The organism is Chishuiella sp. (genome assembly GCF_032109125.1).
Taxonomy (GTDB): domain Bacteria; phylum Bacteroidota; class Bacteroidia; order Flavobacteriales; family Weeksellaceae; genus Empedobacter.
Window position 1 is genome coordinate 88,470 of sequence record NZ_DAMCLZ010000002.1, and the last position, 20,070, is coordinate 108,539.

At 28.8% G+C, this 20,070-nt stretch carries 20 protein-coding genes; 8 read left to right on the forward strand and 12 right to left on the reverse strand.

Features of this window, described 5'->3' with window-relative positions; genetic code table 11:
- Positions 1-6: 6 nt before the first annotated feature.
- From RT575_RS03320 to RT575_RS03335, 4 genes are all read right to left on the reverse strand, one after another.
- Positions 7-1,989 carry a TonB-dependent receptor gene (locus RT575_RS03320; RefSeq protein WP_313578797.1) on the reverse strand — a complete coding sequence of 661 codons (1,983 nt, stop codon included), beginning with the start codon at positions 1,987-1,989 and terminating at the stop codon, positions 7-9.
- Between the two features lie 6 nt (positions 1,990-1,995).
- On the reverse strand, positions 1,996-2,946 hold the full coding sequence (locus tag RT575_RS03325) for a hypothetical protein (protein WP_313578799.1): 951 nt from the start codon (positions 2,944-2,946) through the stop codon (positions 1,996-1,998).
- Between the two features lie 242 nt (positions 2,947-3,188).
- Positions 3,189-3,551, reverse strand: coding sequence for a hypothetical protein (locus RT575_RS03330; RefSeq protein ID WP_313578800.1), 363 nt, complete (start codon positions 3,549-3,551; stop codon positions 3,189-3,191).
- A gap of 111 nt (positions 3,552-3,662) precedes the next feature.
- A complete protein-coding gene (locus tag RT575_RS03335; protein WP_313578802.1) occupies positions 3,663-4,325 on the reverse strand; it encodes a potassium channel family protein in 663 nt (220 codons plus the stop codon).
- A gap of 223 nt (positions 4,326-4,548) precedes the next feature.
- Between RT575_RS03335 and RT575_RS03340 the strand changes: the two genes are divergently transcribed.
- The 4 genes from RT575_RS03340 (at position 4,549) to RT575_RS03355 (ending at position 7,896) form a co-directional block, all read left to right on the forward strand.
- A complete protein-coding gene (locus RT575_RS03340; protein ID WP_313385242.1) occupies positions 4,549-4,893 on the forward strand; it encodes a CidA/LrgA family protein in 345 nt (114 codons plus the stop codon).
- Entirely contained in the window at positions 4,890-5,588 is a 699-nt protein-coding gene (locus tag RT575_RS03345) for an LrgB family protein (protein ID WP_313578804.1), read from the forward strand. Before RT575_RS03340 ends, RT575_RS03345 begins: the two co-directional genes overlap by 4 nt.
- An 89-nt stretch (positions 5,589-5,677) precedes the next feature.
- Positions 5,678-6,604, forward strand: coding sequence for a helix-turn-helix transcriptional regulator (locus tag RT575_RS03350; RefSeq protein ID WP_313578806.1), 927 nt, complete (start codon positions 5,678-5,680; stop codon positions 6,602-6,604).
- A gap of 83 nt (positions 6,605-6,687) precedes the next feature.
- Positions 6,688-7,896, forward strand: a complete 1,209-nt coding sequence (locus RT575_RS03355) for an MFS transporter (RefSeq protein WP_409515942.1) — start codon at positions 6,688-6,690, stop codon at positions 7,894-7,896.
- 66 nt (positions 7,897-7,962) lie between these two features.
- Here the strand turns inward: RT575_RS03355 and RT575_RS03360 are convergent, their stop codons facing one another.
- Positions 7,963-9,171 carry an MFS transporter gene (locus RT575_RS03360; protein WP_313578810.1) on the reverse strand — a complete coding sequence of 403 codons (1,209 nt, stop codon included), beginning with the start codon at positions 9,169-9,171 and terminating at the stop codon, positions 7,963-7,965.
- A gap of 76 nt (positions 9,172-9,247) precedes the next feature.
- Here RT575_RS03360 and RT575_RS03365 point away from each other — a divergent pair, with 76 nt between their 5' ends.
- Entirely contained in the window at positions 9,248-10,033 is a 786-nt protein-coding gene (locus tag RT575_RS03365; RefSeq protein WP_313578812.1) for an AraC family transcriptional regulator, read from the forward strand.
- Between the two features lie 68 nt (positions 10,034-10,101).
- Here the strand turns inward: RT575_RS03365 and coaD are convergent, their stop codons facing one another.
- Positions 10,102-10,563, reverse strand: a complete 462-nt coding sequence (gene coaD / locus RT575_RS03370; RefSeq protein WP_313385251.1) for a pantetheine-phosphate adenylyltransferase — start codon at positions 10,561-10,563, stop codon at positions 10,102-10,104.
- Positions 10,551-11,540 carry a D-alanine--D-alanine ligase gene (locus RT575_RS03375; protein ID WP_313578814.1) on the reverse strand — a complete coding sequence of 330 codons (990 nt, stop codon included), beginning with the start codon at positions 11,538-11,540 and terminating at the stop codon, positions 10,551-10,553. Before RT575_RS03375 ends, coaD begins: the two co-directional genes overlap by 13 nt.
- Positions 11,541-11,631: 91 nt before the next feature.
- Here RT575_RS03375 and RT575_RS03380 point away from each other — a divergent pair, with 91 nt between their 5' ends.
- The 3 genes from RT575_RS03380 to RT575_RS03390 all read left to right on the forward strand — a co-directional run bounded on the left by RT575_RS03380 (position 11,632) and on the right by RT575_RS03390 (position 15,013).
- Complete coding sequence (locus RT575_RS03380) at positions 11,632-12,606, forward strand: PASTA domain-containing protein (protein ID WP_313385253.1); 975 nt, start codon at positions 11,632-11,634, stop codon at positions 12,604-12,606.
- 8 nt (positions 12,607-12,614) lie between these two features.
- On the forward strand, positions 12,615-13,706 hold the full coding sequence (locus RT575_RS03385; protein ID WP_313578816.1) for an RluA family pseudouridine synthase: 1,092 nt from the start codon (positions 12,615-12,617) through the stop codon (positions 13,704-13,706).
- A gap of 80 nt (positions 13,707-13,786) precedes the next feature.
- Positions 13,787-15,013, forward strand: coding sequence for a DEAD/DEAH box helicase (locus RT575_RS03390; protein ID WP_313578818.1), 1,227 nt, complete (start codon positions 13,787-13,789; stop codon positions 15,011-15,013).
- Positions 15,014-15,257: 244 nt separating this feature from the next.
- Here the strand turns inward: RT575_RS03390 and pcaF are convergent, their stop codons facing one another.
- From pcaF to catC, 5 genes are all read right to left on the reverse strand, one after another.
- Positions 15,258-16,481, reverse strand: a complete 1,224-nt coding sequence (gene pcaF, locus RT575_RS03395) for a 3-oxoadipyl-CoA thiolase (RefSeq protein WP_313578820.1) — start codon at positions 16,479-16,481, stop codon at positions 15,258-15,260.
- A gap of 7 nt (positions 16,482-16,488) precedes the next feature.
- Entirely contained in the window at positions 16,489-17,838 is a 1,350-nt protein-coding gene (locus RT575_RS03400) for a 3-oxoacid CoA-transferase (protein WP_313578822.1), read from the reverse strand.
- A gap of 22 nt (positions 17,839-17,860) precedes the next feature.
- Positions 17,861-18,631, reverse strand: a complete 771-nt coding sequence (gene pcaD / locus RT575_RS03405; protein ID WP_313578823.1) for a 3-oxoadipate enol-lactonase — start codon at positions 18,629-18,631, stop codon at positions 17,861-17,863.
- Positions 18,632-18,797: 166 nt separating this feature from the next.
- Positions 18,798-19,727, reverse strand: coding sequence for a catechol 1,2-dioxygenase (gene catA / locus RT575_RS03410; protein ID WP_313578825.1), 930 nt, complete (start codon positions 19,725-19,727; stop codon positions 18,798-18,800).
- A gap of 46 nt (positions 19,728-19,773) precedes the next feature.
- On the reverse strand, positions 19,774-20,064 hold the full coding sequence (catC, locus tag RT575_RS03415) for a muconolactone Delta-isomerase (protein WP_313374343.1): 291 nt from the start codon (positions 20,062-20,064) through the stop codon (positions 19,774-19,776).
- Positions 20,065-20,070: the final 6 nt, after the last annotated feature.

Here is a 20,070-nt window from a genome sequence, read left to right on the forward strand (position 1 = left end):
TTTATTTTAAAAATTTATTTTTAATGATGTAAAGAAATTACGTCCCATTCTTGGGATATTTCCCCAATCGGCGTAGGTACTATAATATTCGTCTAATATGTTTTCTACACCAACTTGTATGGTTGCATTCACTTTTTTAAAGTTTATACGATAATCTGTAGAAAGATTCCAAATGGTATAAGCTGGTGTTTTGTCTTCTCCGTATTCAGGACTAAAATTAATTTGTTTCAAATCTCCATTTACCGAGGTCTGAATTCCAAATTCTTTGTACATATAATGCAACGAAGTTTGATAACTTAATGGACGAATAAAGGGTAAATTATTTTCTTTATTATCCATTCCTCGTGCATAGGTTAAAATTCCATTCCAATGTAATCCATTTGTTATTTCGTAATTGGTATTTAAAGAAAAATTAAATAATGTTGCATAATCAAGAGATGTATAGCTTTTAACGCCTACTGATTGATAATTCATAGGGCTACCAAGACTAAGAATTTTTCCTATGATATAATTTTCTATATGAAAATAATTGACTTTTGCTTGAACACTTAATTTTTTATTTTTGAATCCAGCACTTGCATTACCTTCATAAGAAATTTCATTTTTAAGATTAGGATTTCCTATGTAATCATACCTATCGAAGCTATTATAAATATAGTAACCATAACCCTCGGAAACAGAAGGAGCTCTTTGTCCATATCCGCCTCCAACAGAAAAATTAAATTGATTGATTGTTAATTGATAATTTGCATTTATACTAGGTAAAAACCTTGTCTTTTCTTGTGGGCTTCCTGGATGGAAAATCCAGTTGAATTCTACATACTTAGAACGATTGTAATTTAAACCAAGAGAACCTCCAAAATTTAACTGACTATTTTTAGAGATATCCCAAGAGTTATTGAATGATATACCTGCATATGAAGTTGTAACCCAAGGCCAGCTATAAGCAAACATAGTTTGTTTACTTCTGTCTTGTGGGTACATTCTCATTTCTGTAATTGACCTATTATTGTATGCGTTGAGTTGTATTTCTGATGAAATATCGCCTTGTTTTATGTTTAATTTTGATAGTAAACCATAGGTTGTACTCCAACCCGGCATATCCATATGAACAAGGTTTTCTGGTCGTTTTGTATCGTCCATATAATGTTCTATGGCATTAAAATAGACTTTAGTATCCCATGCTTTTATAATTCCTTTTTTATATAGCTGTTTGTATGTTGCTGAGGTTATTATTGCTCGAGATAACCATAAATCCATTGGTAATGCAGGATATCCAACATCTTTTGCTTGATCGAAAATAGCATCTAATCGAATTGAAGATAATTCACTTGTCTTATAAGCAATACCCAACGAAGTATTGAATTTTTTGAATTGAGAATGCTTTACTTCATGTCCGTTTCCATCATAGTAATTTTCTGCTTTTCGGTAGGAAATACTTCCATCAACAACAAATCTGTTACTAGAGAATGAAAAATTACCAAGATTAAAAAACTGTTTATTATTGAATTCGAATCCAGATTGATAAACACCTTGCCATTTTTGTAATCGACCAAATGGAGAGTTTTTCCTTTTAAGATCAATGCTTCCTGCAATAGTAGAGCCATGCATTCCACCTTCTTGTCCTGATTTTATATCAATTGTAGCAAGATTATTACTTTCTACATAAGATGTAATGGGATCCATTTTGTCTGTACAAGCTCCAAAAACATGCATTCCATCAATTGTAACTGTAGAACGTTCGGTACTCATATTATTAAGTAAAGGCTCCCAAGCATAAGCTCCCCTTTTTATAAAACTAATTTGATCCGAAGAAGCAAGAAATTCATCTACAGAAACATTCATTTTCATATCTGTTTCAATTTTTTTCTTGATGTTATTCATAATTAAAACTTCATCAAGAACTTTTATGCTATCTTTTTTCTCGTGTAGATCTTGTCCTTTTACTACCCAACTTAGAAAAAGTAGAGTGATTGTTAATTTCTTCATGTGTTTTTAGAATAAAATATCAATAAACAATTCACTTTTAGCTCCTTCAATTCCAGGTGTGAAATCTGTTGGTACTTCTGTTCCTTTTATAATTCTTCCTTTTTCATTGAAAAGAATAAAATTTAATGTCCAATTTCCTGTCATAGTATAATTAACAATACCATGATATAATAGATCCAATTGTTGTGTTAAATCTTTATTATTAGGTGAAGAATGATTTCCCATAGAAGGTTCAGGCATTCTTGGGTCAATTTTTAAAGTGTATTTATTAACAATTGAATAAGAAAATTGTGATTCATCAGGAAATACAGTTGTACTTTCAGTTGGCTGATTATATTTGTATATACCAGCAACTAAATTATTTTCTGAAACAGTAGGTTTTTGAGGAGAAATTAATGCAATTACATATTGCTCATCGTCATTTCCAGTAAAAGTTGTCATGTTTAGGTTTTTATTTTCCTGTTCATCTACTGTTATTTTTTGATCGATTTTATATGTTTCTCCATCAATAGAAAAATTAATGTATAAATTCCAATTATTTTCTGAATCAGTTTTTTTTGTAAAAACAGAATAGCCAGAATAATGATTAGCTTTCTCATTGTAAGTCAACTGATATTGATGTGGACAAGATGAAGCATTAGAATTCGGACTTGTTTTAATAGGTAAAAAAGTGATGTCAGAATTATTTATAAATTGATTTGTTTCTGTATTTGTAACTTTTAAATGAATTTCATTATATCCTTTATAAAAAGTACCATTTAATGTTTCTATACTTATTTTATAATGTTCTTTTTCAAAGGAAATAGCTTCCTTGAATTCAGTTTTTTCTGGTATATCTCTATCTTTTTCAGCTTCATAATCTGTCATATCTAACGTACAAGATATCAGTACAAAAAATAGTGAAGCCAAAAGCAGTTGAGGTAATTTTACTGTAATTAGTTTTTGGATAAACTCCATTTTTGATGTTTATTTTTTATCCCTCACAACCAATGAAATAATTTGAATACTATTACTTGAATAAAATGTATTAGTATACTTTAGATAGATTATTTTTATTTTGAAATATATAAAATAATCTAACTATTAAAAATATAATTGATTTTGAGGTTTAAAGGTTAATTTTTAATAAGTAAATGATACGTGAAAGTTTACTTATAGAATATATTCAATAAGCACAAACTACATATCCGAAAAATTAACTAAACAATTGGAGGTTGAAGTAAATTAGATAACAAGAATTGATTTTTATCTTCTTTTACGAAGTCTGAATTGATAAGTATTATTTTATCTGTAATAATATTTTCAATTTTTACTTCAGAATTGTAAACAAAAAAGTCAATTGATTTTATTGTACTAAGGATTTTATCTTTTTGTTGATCTTCACTTGTTTTTGAAACTTCTTTTTTTAGATAACAAAATCCATTACAATCTAACTCTGGTCTATCCCTATTAACACAAAGTTCTGTTATAATTTTATCATAATTAACTAAATATTCTAAAACAGGTAGAAAAGGTCTACATGTAATAAGCACAACAGTTAATATGAATAAATTTGACTTCAACTTTATTTGAAAATTTGCGTAAATATATTAAGATTCTATAAATACTTGGTAAAATTTATTTATGATATATGATCATAAAATAAAATTTATTTTAGGGATAAACTGTTTTTATTAATCTAATTTACTATTAGAACTTCTTTTTTTATTTGTTTTTTGTACAACACTAGTTATATAAACTGTAAAAATTGGAAACATCATCATTCCAAGTACTGGAAGTATTATTGATAGTACTTTTCCAACAGGTGTAATTGCAAAAATATTAGATCCTACAGTTGTAACATTCATCCAAGCCCACCAAAGAGCATTACCATAAGAATCAACAGATTTATTTACGTTATGCTCTACTGCATAAAAGATAAGACTAGAAAAATATATACAAGTAAGTAAAATAGTTAAATAAGAAATAAATAAACTTTTAGCTCTGTTTTTACAAAACCATTCTACTAAAATATAAAATGCGTATCCACCTCGTATTAAAGGAATTAATCTGATTAAAATTTTAGCTTCTTCTGATAATGAAATATTAAAGTAGTTAATGATATTTAAATAAGGTATTGAAATAAAAATAAATAATAAGTGAGTTTTTATGTAATATGTTTTATTTTTTGAAATAATGAATTCATAAAATAGTTCACCTAAGAAGAATATACATACCCAAAATTGAATACGTAGATAAGAATCTTGTGTTTGAAAAGAAATATTATTAAATATATCAATTGATATATCAATGACTAATAATAGAGAAGCTAATATGATTAATAATCGATGGTTCATATTTAGGAATATAGGTGAAAAGTATTAAAAAACTTTTATAAAACTAATATTTTTGAATCATAGTATAATTATTTAAATAGAATCTTTTATTGGATTGTTAATTATTATTAATTTTAATAATAATCTATGTATAGTTATATAATAAAGAACTATAAAGAAAAATACTTATATTATTTTAAAGACTTTTCATTCGTTGTAACTTTGTAGTAGAAATTTCATAAAAATGAATTTAGTAAAACAAGTTGCAATAATTTTTGGATGTTTATCATTTGGAGAATTAGTTGTATATCTTACACATTTAAAAATGCCTTCTAGCATTATAGGATTAGTACTTCTTTTTATTTTATTACAAAAAAAAGTAGTTAAAGTAGATGAAATAAGCTCATTTAGTGGGTTCTTAATTAAAAATATGGGAATATTTTTTGTTCCACCTTGTGTTGCAATGCTTAATTACTTTGATATCCTTGGAAAGTCTATTGTTCCTATTTTAGTAGCTACATTATTAAGTACAATAATTGTAGCAATGTTCACTGGATTTACTCATCAATATTTAAGAAAAAGAAAATGATATTTTTTGAAAACACAACGTTTATACTTTTTTTAACTGTTGCGTTGTATAGTATTGGACTTTTTTTAACAACAAAGTATAAGATGATTATTTTTAATCCAATTATTCTTTCTACAATGATTTTAATGGCTTATTGTATTGTATTAAAAGTACCTTATGAAAAATATGAAGAAGCAGGACAATATATAGATTTCTTTTTAAAACCTTCTATTGTTGCCTTAGCCATACCACTTTATTTACAATGGGATAAAATAAAAAAACAATTACTACCTATTATTTTTAGTCAATTGGTAGGTTGTATTATAGGAATACTTTCAGTTGTTGTTATAGCAAAACTTTGTGGTGCAGAAAAAGAAATAATTTTATCTCTTGCTCCAAAATCTGTAAGTACTCCGATAGCTTTAGAGGTTTCGAGTTCATTGAAGGGAATTCCGTCTATTACTGCTGCTGCTGTTATAATAACGGGTATATTTGGTAGTATGGTAGGTTTTCGATTGTTAAATTTATCACGAATTACAAAACCAATGTCACAAGGAATTGCAATGGGGACATCTTCGCATGCTCTTGGAACAATGAAAGCCTTACAAATTAGTGATAAGTATGGAGCTTTTGCTTCTGTAGGGATGATATTTAATGGAATATTAACAGCTATTTTGGCTCCAATTATTTTAGATTTTCTAAAAGTTTATCTTTAACGTTCTAATTATTTTTTAATGAATATAGCATATTAATTCAAGAGTTAATATGCTATATTTGTTTATTTGAATTTTGTAATTATTAGATTATGGCTTTAAGACTAGAAACAATATCAGATTATTATAATAGAATAAGTGAGGAACAAGCTAAATTAATGAACTCTACTACTTTTGAAAAGGACAAAGCTCATTTTAATATATCTCCTCGAAAATATTGTGGTTTTAAATGTCCTTACAGTAGAAGAGATTATTATAATGTAAGTTTATTTATAGGAGAAGGTATATTGAGGTATGGAAATACCGAAACACATGTAACTAAGCCTATTTTGTTTATTCCTTCACCAAATGTTTCTTATAGATGGGAATGTAAAACTAGTCATCAAGAAGGTTTTTTCTGTTTATTTAATCAACAATTTTTTTCTGAAAATAAAGAATTTGATGTTTTTAAAAAAACATCTTTGTTTAAAGATTGGTCTTCTCCAATTATAGAATTAAAAGAAGAACAAATTATTTTTGTAGATTTCTATTTTAGAGAGATGTATCGTTTGAATCAATCAAATTATCCTCTAAAATATCATAATATAAGAAATCATCTTGCAGCATTATTACATTTTGTTTTAGAACTTGAAGGTAAAGAATATACTATCGATGAATTGCCTTCAAACGTAAGACTTTTTAGAAAATTTGATGAATTATTAAATAATCAATTTCCTTTAGGTTCTCCTGCTAATCCTTTATTATTAAAATCTCCATCAGATTTTGCAAGTCAATTAAATGTACATGTAAATCATTTAAATTCCTCAATTAAATCTGTTACAGGGCAAACAACAACACAAATTCTTAAGAAAAAAATAGTAGAAGAATCTAAAAAATTGTTAATGTTTACTGATTGGGATATTTCTCAGGTTGGTTATACATTAGGGTTTGATGAGCCTGCATATTTTAATAATTTCTTTAAAAAATATACCAATATTTCTCCTTTAAAATACAGACAAGAAAAATATAATAATATTTGATTTTTATAATTTTCTATTTGTCTTTTTCAATTTTTTAATTTTATTCTAGCGTTAAATTTGTAGATATATAATTGATAGGATAAATGTTGAAAGAAGCATCTGAAAAAAGAAAAAAAATTATAAGCATGATAGGTTTTCTATCAGTTCCTATATCTGGTTTTGTTACAGATATTTATTTACCATCTTTTCCAGCTATGGCAAACTCTCTGATGGTATCAGAAAAAAGTATACAATTGACTTTAACATGTTTCTTGTTAAGTTATGGAATATCACAATTATTTGTAGGAAGTATTTTAGATTCAATAGGAAGGTATTATCCTAAATTGATTTCATTAATCATCGTATTATTATCAAGTTTAGGAATTGCTCTTGCCGACAGTATTTTACTTATTTGTATTCTACGTATTATACAAGGAATAGCAATAGCGATTATTGTTATTTCAACTCGTGCACTTTTTATTGATATACATACGCCAGAAAAAGCAAAACATTATTTAGGTTATTTTACTATAGCTTGGTCTTGTGGACCAATATTAGCACCATTTTTAGGTGGATACTTAGAGAAACTTTTTAATTGGCAAGCTAATTTTTATTTTCTTGTAATATATGCTGTAGTATTATTGGTATTAGAGTTAGTGTATGGAGGAGAAAGTATAGTTAGTAAAACTAAATTAAATCTAAAAAATACAATAGAAATTTATAAAGAAATGCTACAAAATAAAGCGTTTGTATTAGGTATTTCAGTTCAGGCTATTGCTTATTCAATTGTTATGTTATTTAATATCACAGGACCATTTATTATAGAAAATGTTTTTAAATATAATTCTGTAACAATAGGTTATTGTACATTAATTCTTGGTTTTTCTTGGATGATAGGTGGATTTGTTGGTAAAAAAAGAATGCATTTAGATTTTAAAGAAAGTATTGGTTTACCAGTTGTTATTCAATTCTTATTAATATCATTACTTATAGTAGTGGGGTATTTTTTTCAAAATCTATTTGTTTTAATATCATTTGCGTTTTTTATTCATATTTGCTCAGGAATATTATTTACATCATTTTTTACTTCAAATATGATGACTTTTCCAAAGAATGCAGGAATTGCAGGAGGTTTGATGGGAGGAATGACTTATGTAATTACTTCTTTGACTAGTTTTGTAATAACAAGTACTGGTAAAGTAGATTCTCAAATAGCTTTATCATGGAGATATCTTATTTTTTCTATTGTATTATTTATGATTATTATAGTTTTATCAAGAATTAGTTCAAAAAGAAAGCATAATATGGTTTAAAATTAATCAAAATGATTTTTTAGATACTAAAAAAAGCTAAATCAAATTTTGATTTAGCTTTTATATTTAAATAACATTTTTACTATCGATGTAAGAATTCGCAGCTGCTTTTCTTCCAAAATAAAACATTAATAAAATGACTATAAAGATGAAATAAAAAGAAGTATTCCATGAATCTCCTTCAAAATGCAGTACACCAAATAAGGGAGGACCAATAGCAGCAATTAAATAACCTATTGATTGAGCCATCCCTGAAATTTTTATAGCATTAATACTTTTCTTTGTTTTTAAAGAGAAAAATAAAATAGATAAACTAAAAGACATACCATTTGATAACCCCAATAATATAGCAGCAAAAAATATATATGATAATTTAGTCCATGTTAATAATGAAATACTAATTAAGAGTAAAACACAAACAAAAGTTATTATACTTTTTTGATTACTCATTCTATTTGCAATAATTGGACTTATAAAAGTTACAGGAAGCATAGCCATCTGTATTACAAATAAAACCCAACCAGTATCTTTTACCATCATACCATAATCAACCAAAATAATGGGTAGCCACGAAATCATACAATAATATACTAATGATTGTAATCCCATAAATATACTGATATACCAAGCTTGAGCTGATTTAAAAATATTGAAATCATCTTTTTCTATAATAGGTTTCTCTTTGATATTTATTTTATTGAAAAATAAATCGATACAAACAAAAATTAATGCTAATAAACTAAATACTAACCAAATTCCTAAAGATCCTTGCCAATTAAGTCCTGTCCATTCTCCTATTTTTACACTATATCCAGATGCTAAAGCTGCAATAATATTCATGGAAATAGCAAATACACCAGTCATTATACCAATTTGAGAAGAAAAATTATTTTTAATATATCCAGGTACGATTACATTTCCTATACAAATACCTAAACCTATAAAAATAGATCCAATAAATAGACTCCATCTTGGACCAAGTACACGTAAAAATAAACCAATGTTTAAAAATATAAGAGCATATAGTAATAAGTTATTTATACTTAATTTATTTGAAAATGTGCTTACTAAAACAGAACATGTTGCAAACATGAATAAAGGAATAGATATTAAAAGACTACTTTGGAAATGAGTAAGATTTAAAGCGGCTTCTAACTGATGTAAAACTGGACCAACAGCCGTAAGAGGAGATCTTAAATTGCTTGATACTAAAATAATCACACATATATTAATGAATAATAATATATATGAAGAATTATTATTTATTTTATTCATAATTCTAATTAAATATAATGACAAAAATAAAAAGGTATTTTTAATTATATTTACCATTATCTTAATATATAACGACATGAGCTGTACTGATAAATACATTGTTATAGATGAAATACAAAAACCATATTTTGTTTGGTACGAGGACAATTGGGTACATGATAATATAGTACATCGTCATGAGAAAGGACAATTGGTATATGTTGATAGTGGTTTTCAGTATCTTACTATAGAAGAAAAAACATATTTATTACCTCAAAATCATGCAGCTTGGATTCCATCAAAAGCTTTGCATAAAACAAATACACATTCGGATAAGATAAAATTGATGATTCTTTTTTTTGATGTATCATCTGAAGAATCATTTTATAATAATGTACAAATTTTTTCTGTTCCTCCTTTATTAAAAGAAATGATAAGATATGCAGAGAAATGGTCTTTACAAGAAAAAGAAAATTCTAATGAAAGTGTTTTTCTACATGCAATGCTTAATGAATTACCTCAGTTGGTAGAACAATCATTGCATTTACATATAACTTTACCAGAAGATTTACGGTTAAAAAAAGCAATTGATTATTTACATTCACATTATACTGATAAATTAAAGCTAGATACACTTAGTGAAATTTCTTCTGTTTCGTTGAGGACTTTAGAACGGATTTTTAAAAAAGAAACAGGTTTGACAATAAATAAATATCAACAAATATTACGTATTATAAAAAGTTTAGAATTATTAAGTGAAAATGAACTTACGGTATCAGAAATAGCATTTAAAGTTGGTTATAAAAGTTTACAAGCTTTTACAAATAGTTTTTATACTATTATGAAGAAGCGACCAACATATTTCTTGAAAGAAAATATATGATTTTTACAAAAAAAATGACTTAGATAGTTTTTTATCTAAGTCATAAATGAAATAATTATATGTATAAATTATATTCTAACTGTATCAGGAACTAATATTTCATAATTACCTCCATTTCTCATAACATCTCTTACGATACTCGAGCTGATATAAGCTTTTCCAGAAGAAGTTAATAAAAATATCGTTTCTATGTTTTTATTTGTGATCGCTCTATTTGTATGAGCAATAGCTTTTTCAAATTCGAAATCAGCAGGGTTTCTTAATCCTCTTAAAATGAATTGAGCATTCACCTCACTGCAAAAATCAACAGTTAATCCTTTATAGGCTTTAACTTCAACATTTTTGAATTTAGCTACAGATTCTTCAATAAATTTTATTCTCTGTTCTAGAGAAAACATATAACTCTTAGAAGAATTAGTCCCAATAGCAACAATTATTTTGTCGAATAATGGTACAGCTCTTTCTATAATATCTAAATGACCTATAGTAATTGGATCAAAAGACCCAGGAAATACGGCTATTCTTCCCATGGTGATTTTCTATTAAGTGCTAATTCAATTTCACTATCCATAAGATCTTCTAATGCAATTCCTGCGTGAGCTGCTTGCTGAGGGAATATACTTGCAGGAGAAAATCCAGGTAAAGTATTCATTTCTATAAAATGAGGTTCTCCATTTACAATGATATATTCTGAACGAGAGAATCCTGTCATATTAAGGCAATTGTAAGCTTTAGCTGCTATTTCACGAACCCTTTTTTCTACATCTGAAGGTATGCGAGCGGGAGTAATTTCATCAGATAAACCATTATATTTGGCATCATAATCAAAAAACTCTGTATGAGAAACAATTTCTGTAATTCCTAAAACAATAGTTTCGTTTTTATAATTTAAAACACCAACAGAAACTTCTGTTCCATCAAGAAAAGATTCAATAAGAACTTCTCTATCTTCATGAAATGCTTTTTCCATTGCACCTTCAAAATCTTCTAATTTCTGTACTTTAGAAATTCCTAAACTAGAACCAGAACGATTTGGTTTTACAAAACAAGGAAGTCCAACATTCTCTATAATTTCTTTTGCGGAATATTTATCTCCTTTAGTTATATATACAGATTTAGCATGAGGAATTCCATATTTACTTAAAACTGCAATACAATCTTTTTTATTAAATGTTAATGCAGATTGGTAAAATGGACATCCATTATATGGTAAACCAATCATTTCGAAATATGCCTGTAAATACCCGTCTTCACCAGGTGTACCATGAATTGTATTAAAGACAACATCAAAATTTATTTTTTCTCCATTTTTTTCAAAAGAGAAATCACCTTTGTTGATAGGAAATTTTTCTCCATCAATTTCGGCATACCATCCTTCTTTTAAGATTCGAACTCTTGTTCGATCATATTTTTCCGGATTTAAATTAGCATAAATTAATTCGCAACTTTTTAACGAAATAACGCTTTCATCCGAGTATCCACCTGCTACAACTGCAACTCTTAACATTTTTTAATTAAAATTTATTCAAATATAGAACTTTGACATCAATCATAAATATTATTTTTAAACTATATTTGTGCGATAATTTATCATTTCAATGAAAGGTATAAAATTAATTAGTCAAGTCTTGCTTAATGTAATTATTGTAATTGCGTTATCTTACGGTATTTATCATTTTGTTTTTAATGTATGGATAGCTTCATATACAAATCATAATAAGGTAATTACTGTTCCAGATTTGTCGAATATGAATATTGTTGATGCTACAGCAGAATTAGAAAAGTTAGGTTTAACTTACGAAGTAGATAGTTCAAGGTTTGATCCTGGAACAAAACCTTATGCTGTAATGGATTTTTACCCTACAGCAGAATCTCAAGTAAAAGAAGGACGTCGTATCTTCCTTAAATCAAATCCAAAAACGTACAGACCAGTAGAGTTACCTGATTTAGTAGGTAAATCAAAACGTTTAGCATTTACTCAATTAGGTATTTCTGAATTAAAAATTGGAAAAATTCTTTATGAACCTGATTTGGCTAAAGATGCAGTTCTCAAAATTCTATATAATGGTAAAATAATGAAAGCAGGTGATTTGTTACCTCGTTTTGCAACTGTTGATTTAGTTTTAGGTAGAGGAATGTTATCAGGAGTTAAAATGCCTAGTTTAATAAATTTAACACTTGATGAAGCTAAAAAAATAATCAATGATAATTTCTTTGAAGTTGGTCAGATAAAATTTATTGGTGGAGGAAATGACACAATTAATGCAAGGGTTGTTTATCAATTCCCTTTCTCTACTGATACTTATGATCAAGGACAGCCTATTGATATTTGGTTATCTACACAAACAAGAGATCAGATTAGAGTACAACTTAAAGAATTAGATGTACAATATAAAAACTTCTCTAATGATGACGAAGATGATTTAGGAAACTCATATAGAGATATGATGAGACAACAACGTACAGATGATCAATTGAAAGAATTACAACAAAATAATAATACAACTAATCCTCCTGTTGAACAAAAGCAACCCGAAGCTCCAAAAACTCAAGAGGAAGTTATTATTGAATAATAATATAAATGACAGAAGATTTAGAAAACTTCTTAGAAGAAGACGATAATAAATTATACGAACATTTCTCAATAACGGTTGACAAAGGTCAATCGTTATTGCGTATAGATAAATTCTTAATGGTTCGTATAGAGAATGCAACACGAAATAAAATACAACAAGCAGCAGAAAATGGAAACATTTTAGTGAATAACGAAGCTGTAAAATCAAATTATAAAGTTAAACCAGGAGATTTTATACAAATTATGTTAGAAAATCCTCCTCGTGAAAATGATGTTGTTGCAGAAGATATTCCAATTCGTATTGTTTACGAAGACGATCAAGTTGTAGTAATAGACAAAGAGCCAGGAATGGTTGTGCATCCAGGACATGGAAATTATACAGGAACTTTAGTAAATGCATTAAAATTTCATTTTGATAATTTACCTTCAATGTCAGACCAAATGGAACGTCCAGGTTTAGTACATCGTATAGATAAAGATACAAGTGGATTATTAGTAATTGCTAAAACAGAAGTAGCAATGACTTCTTTAGCAGAACAATTTGCTGATCACTCTACAGATCGTTTATACAATGCTTTGGTTTGGGGAGTTTTGGCTGAAGATCAAGGAACAATTACTGGGCATATTGGTCGTCATTTAAAAGATCGTATGCAAATGGCCGTTTTTGAAGATGGTTCGCAAGGGAAACATGCTATTACACATTACAAAGTGATAGAAAATTTTTCTTATGTAACTTTAGTTGAGTGTAAATTAGAAACTGGTCGTACACACCAAATACGTGCTCATTTTAAACATATCGGACATCCTCTATTTAATGATGCTCGTTATGGTGGAGATAAAATATTAAAAGGGACAACTTTTAATAAATACAAACAATTTGTAGATAATTGTTTTAAAGCTTGTCCACGTCAAGCATTACATGCACGTACATTAGGATTTAATCATCCAACAACGGGAGAAAGATTATATTTTGAATCTCCTGTTCCTACAGACATGTTAGATATTATTGAGAGATGGAGAAATTATTCAGTTAATTCTGTTCACGCTCAAGAGCAAGACGCTCCAATAGATAGAAATGCAAAAGAATTAGAGGATTAAAATCACAATAAAAATCACTTCGATCGAAGTGATTTTATTTTAATACCTATTTCAATAATTAAATTAAAATTGTTTATTAAATGAATTTTTCAGAATTAAATATAATCTCTCCAATTCTTGATGCTATAAAAGACGCTGGTTATGAAGAACCAACAGAAATACAGCAAAAATCGATTCCTATTGTTTTAGCAGGAGAAGATATTATTGGTTGTGCCCAAACAGGAACAGGAAAAACAGCTTCTTTTGCTATTCCTATCCTACAAAACTTAACAAATAAAGCTAGTAACTCAAAAAAAATACGAACATTAATTTTAACTCCAACCAGAGAGTTGGCAGTTCAAATCAATGATAATTTCAAATTATATGGTAAAAATTTACCATTAAAACATTTGGCTATTTTTGGAGGAGTGAATCAAAAACCTCAAATCAGTACAATAAAAAATGGCGTTGATATTTTAATAGCAACTCCAGGTCGTTTGTTAGATTTGATTGCTCAAGGACATATAAAATTAAATCAAATAGAAATTTTAGTATTAGATGAAGCAGATCGTATGTTGGATATGGGATTTGTGAACGATATTAAAAAAGTTTTAAAATTTGTCCCAGAAGATAGACAAACCTTGTTTTTCTCTGCAACAATGCCAAAGCCTATCAGAAAATTTTCTCATACAGTTCTTAGAAGACCAAAAGAAGTTAATGTAACACCAGTTTCATCGACTGCCGAAACTGTTGAGCAATTTGTTTATCATGTTGACAAAGAAAATAAAGTAGAATTGTTAATTCAACTTTTGAAAGAAAATCCAGATGATCGCACACTTATTTTTACACGTACAAAACATGGTGCAAATAGATTAGCAAGAAATTTAGAAAAAGTTGGAATTCCTGCTGCTGCCATTCATGGCGATAAATCTCAGAATGCGAGACAACGTGCTTTGAATGAATTTAAAGAAGAAAAACTGAAAGTTTTAATTGCTACAGATATTGCTGCAAGAGGTATTGATATTGATATGTTACCTTTTGTAATCAACTTCGAGTTGCCAAATGTTCCAGAAACCTATGTGCATAGAATAGGAAGAACAGGTCGTGCTGGTAGAGAAGGAAAAGCAATTTCTTTTTGTGCTCCTGATGAAAAAGGTGATTTAATGAACATAGAAAAGTTAATCGGAACGTATGTACATGTCTTAAAAACGCCTAAAATGGAGAAGAAAGCATCAACTTCATCAGCATCTAATCACTCAAAACCAAATAATCCTACGGATAAGAAAAAAAATTTCAAAAAGAAAAATGATAGAGGGAGAAGAAGATAATTTTTTGGGCAATCCCTTCGGGTCTTGCTTTTTCGCTATATCTTTTTTGCTTGGGCATTGTATTTCGACTTGATCATTGAGGTTCTCGAAATGCAACGACCAAGTCGAAAAGCCCAATCAAAAAAGGATGCCGCTTCAATCACTATTGCAATTTATGACTAAAAATAAATGAATTACATTTAATCATAAGAATATATAAAAAAAGACCTCTAATGTTTTAGAGGTCTTTTTTTTTAAATAGTTTTTAAATATCTTGATCATAAACATTTTCAAGAATAATTGCATAACCTTGTCCAACACCAACACACATTGTTGCCAAGCCATATTTAGCTCCAGTATTTTTCATTTCTAATGCAGCAGAATAAGTTATTCTCATACCAGACATTCCAAGAGGATGTCCAATAGCAATAGCTCCTCCATTTCTATTAATACGAGAATCATCATCGCTTAAACCTAATTGTCTTGTGCAAGCCAATGCTTGCGCGGCAAAAGCTTCATTAAATTCCATTACACCAATTTCATCTAAAGTTAATCCTGCTTTTTTCAATGCTTTTTTAGTTGCAGGAACAGGACCAATTCCCATTATACTTGGTTCTACACCAACCACAGCAGATGATATAATTTTAGCAATAGGTTTTAAATTATATTTTTTTACAGCTTCTTTAGATGCAATTAAAACAACACCTGCACCATCATTTAATCCAGAAGCATTACCTGCAGTAACAGTTCCATTTTGTTTAAATGCTGGTTTTAATTTATTTAATGCTTCAAGTGTTGTTGAAGGTCTTATAAATTCATCATGTTCAAAAATAACAGAAGGTTTGTTTCTTTGTGCAATTTCAACATTTACTATTTCTGAAGCTAATCGTCCATTATTTTGAGCATTTGCCGCTTTCACTTGAGAATTAAGAGCAAATTTATCTTGGTCTTCTCTAGATATATTATATTTTTCAGCAAGATTTTCTGCTGTAATACCCATAGGATCTGTACCGTACATTTCTTTCATTTTAGGATTTACAAATCGCCATCCAAATGAAGAATCTTCCATTTTAGCATCAATACCAAAAGCTTTAGATGTTTTTGATATTACCAAAGGACCTCTTGTCATGTGTTCTATTCCTCCAGCAATAAATAAATCACCATCGCCAGCTAATATAGCTCTGTTAGCATGTACAATAGAAGACATTCCAGAAGAACATAATCTATTAATAGTTTCACCAGGAACGGTAACAGGTAAACCTGCTAATAAACCTGCCATTCTTGCTACATTTCTGTTGTCTTCTCCAGCTTGATTGTGACATCCTAAAATAACATCATCAATTGCATCGACTGGTACAGATGGATTTCTAATTATTAACTCTTTAATTACAATTGCAGCTAAATCATCAGCTCTAACTTGAGATAATCCTCCTTGAAATTTTGCAATAGGGGTTCTTATTCCATCAATTATATATGCTTCTTTGTTCATTAGATTATTATTTTTCAAGTTTTTCAATAAAACTAGCGGTCGTAGTTTTTCTAACTTCTTCTAGCGTAGATCCAGGCATAACTTCAATTAACGTAAGTTTGTTGTCAATGAATTTGAAAACAGCTTTATCTGTAATAATCATATCAACAGCATTTAATGCAGTGAAAGGTAAATCACATGAGTCAACTACTTTTGCATCACCATTTTTTTCGTTATGCATCATAGTTATAATTAATTTTTTTGCTCCTGTAGCTAAATCCATAGCTCCACCAACACCTAATAAAGGTTGTCCAGGTACAGCCCAATTCGCTAAGTTAGCTCCTTCATCAACTTGTAATCCACCCATAATAGCAACATCTACATGTTTTCCTCTTATCATTGCAAAAGAATCTGCAGAATCAAAATATGAAGCACCTTTTAAAGCAGTAACAGGAATTTTTCCTGCATTTACAGGATAGTCCATAGCGCCACCACCATCTGTTGGAGTTGGTCCTACGCCTAACATTCCATTTTCAGTATGTAATATTATACCATCATCTTCAGTAATTAAATCAGCAACTAATGTTGGAATACCAATCCCTAAATTAACAACGTCTCCTTTGTTTAATTCCTGAAGTGCTCTTTTAGCCATATTCATGCGAGATTCAGATGCCTTTTTATTTGAAGAAACTGACGCTGAACTTCCTAAATCTTCTAATGTTAATGTTGCCTGAACTAAGTAATCTACATAAGCACCTGGTGTGTGAATAGCTTCTGGTGCAATTTCACCTAAAGGAACTATTTCTTCTACTTCAACAATAACTAAGTCTGCAGTAGTAGCCATAGCTCTGTTAAAGTTTTGTTCAGTCATTCTATATTGTAAATTTCCTGCTGTATCAGCTTTCCAAGCTCTAATAAAAGCTACATTTCCTTTGATACTAGGAATAAATACTTGCTCTATATCATTAAAAATTTTTGTCTCTCTTCCTTCAGCAAGTAACGTACCTACAGATGTAGGAGTAAAAAAACCTCCAATTCCTGCACCTCCAGCTCTTAATGCTTCTGCAAGTGTTCCTTGTGGTAAAAGTTCATACTCTACAATTCCATCTTGAGCTGCTTTAACAGCTTCTGGATTAGATGTAAAGAAAGAACCTATCATTTTTTTTAATTGTCCATTTCTTAATAATCGACCTCCTCCTATACCAACTTCACCAACATTGTTACCAACAAATGTGATATTTTTAGTTGATGTTTTTGCCAATGCATGCATTAGATGAATAGGATTTCCCGTCATTCCGAAACCTCCTTGTAATAATATGTCTCCATCTTTTACTTTTGTAACTGCTTCTTCTAGAGAAATTATTGGAACTTGTTTCATTGTATTTTTTTTCTTTATTATTTTAAAAATTTAAGATATTTGAAGCGAATTCATTCGCTAATTCAACAGCGGATAAATGTGCTGCTTTAAGATGAACATGTTTTGAATTTTGAATTTTTTGATTCATATAATTTCCATCCTCAATTGTAGTTACTAAATCATCTGTACCGCTAATAATTAGAGTAGGAGATTTTATTTTTTGGATTTCATTTTGGAAATTAGCATCTCTAACAGCGGCACAATTAGCACAATAACCAACTAAATCATTATTTTTAAATTCATTTAAAATTTCGCTGACTATTTCTGGATGATTATTTCTAAAATCAGTTGTAAACCAACGTTCTGCAGTACCATCTAAAATGCTATATAAACCATTATTTGATACATAATCAATACGATCATTCCAACCTTGTTCATTTCCTATTTTTGATGCTGTATTTGCAATGATAATTTTATTAAACTTATCAGGATGGTTTATACCAAGATATTGACCAATTAACCCCCCCATAGATAACCCACAAAATGTTAGAGAAGATATATTAAAATAACCAATTAGTTCAATAATATCCTCACCTAATTCTTCAATGGTAAGTTCTTTTTTTGTATTTGTAGATTTTCCATGTCCTCTAGTGTCATGAAGTATAATATTGTATTCACTAGATATAATTTCTACAACATCATTCCACATATTATATGTTGTTCCAAGTGAATTGGAGAATATAATTGTTTTGTCTTTGTGGTTATTGATGAATTTAAAATTACAATTGTAATTTTTTAATTTAATTATAGGCATTGTTCTAAATGTTAAGTTATTTTTTAGGCTATAATTGGTTGAATAAAAAAGAAAAAAAGAGAGTTAAAGAAGCTTTTTTATAAAAAGCTTCTTTAATAGAATAACGTTAAGTTAAATTATAATAAGGACTTTATAATTTGTTTATGTTATGGCAAAAACAAAAAAACTATAAGACAACTGATGCTCTTTTTCTATGATTTTCTCCTTCTGGAGCTTCAATTTTTTCTTTTACCATATTGAAATCAAATTCAATTTTTGCAAAAGCTTCATCTTTTCCATATTTTGCAGCATCTTCGCTTGAAATTCTATGGATAGGAGGTACTAATTCTGGACGAGTTGCAAACGCAAAATCATCATAAGTTAATGGATCTCCTTCTATATTTATTTGTGTTGTTAACTTTCTGTAATCAGGATGTGTAACAAAAAAATGAATATGTGCAGGTCTCGCACCATGTCTACCTAATAAACTCATTAGATTTTCTGTAGAACCATTTGGAGGACAAGAATATCCAACAGGTAAGAATGATTTAAACTCATATTTACCATCTTTATCTGTTATGATAGCACGGCGTAAATTGAATTCAGGTTGAGTAGAATCAAAATGAGAGTATAATCCATGAAGGTTACAATGCCAAACTTCAACTTTTGCATTTGGAATTGGATTTCCATTTGTATCTTTTACTGTACCACTCATGTATAATCTTTCTGCATTATCTTCAGGAACAGTTTCTAATTCAGCATAACCAAACGATTCTGGAGAACCAGCAACATATAAAGGACCTTCTATAGTTCTAGGAGTCATGTTATATATACCAACTTGTTCGTCTTCCCAATCCATTTTCACATCGATGAATTTTTCGATACCTAAACCTGCGAAAATTAATCCCCACTCATTGTTTTTTCCAGCTTGTGTTAACCAATCGCATGCAATCCACATTTCTTCCGATGTAATGTCTAAATCAGCCATCGCATTAAATAAATCTTCTAATAATCTATTTACGATTTCTTTTACTCTATCATTACCTTCTCCTTCTTTTTCTACCGATTTAATTTGTTCTAAAGTTTTATCTATTACAGATTGATCCATTCTTCTCATGATATGTGATTTTTGTGATTTTTTTTAATTGTTTATTGTTTTGATTTTAAATCATTGCTTCGCGAACAGCATTCGGATGTTTGCAAAGACTTTTTACTTTTATTTTCATGTAAGGAAATAAAGGAAGAGAACTTATAATAGTATGTAATTCATCTGGAGATTCAACATCTAATACAGATACATTTGAGTATTGTCCTGCTACACGCCATAAGTAAACCCATTTACCACTTTTTTGCCATTTTTGAGAGGTCTCTTTTTCTCTTACTATGTAATCGTTCAATTTATCTTCATTCCATGTTTCTGGAATGTTGACATCCATTTCTACTATGTATAACATGTTTTG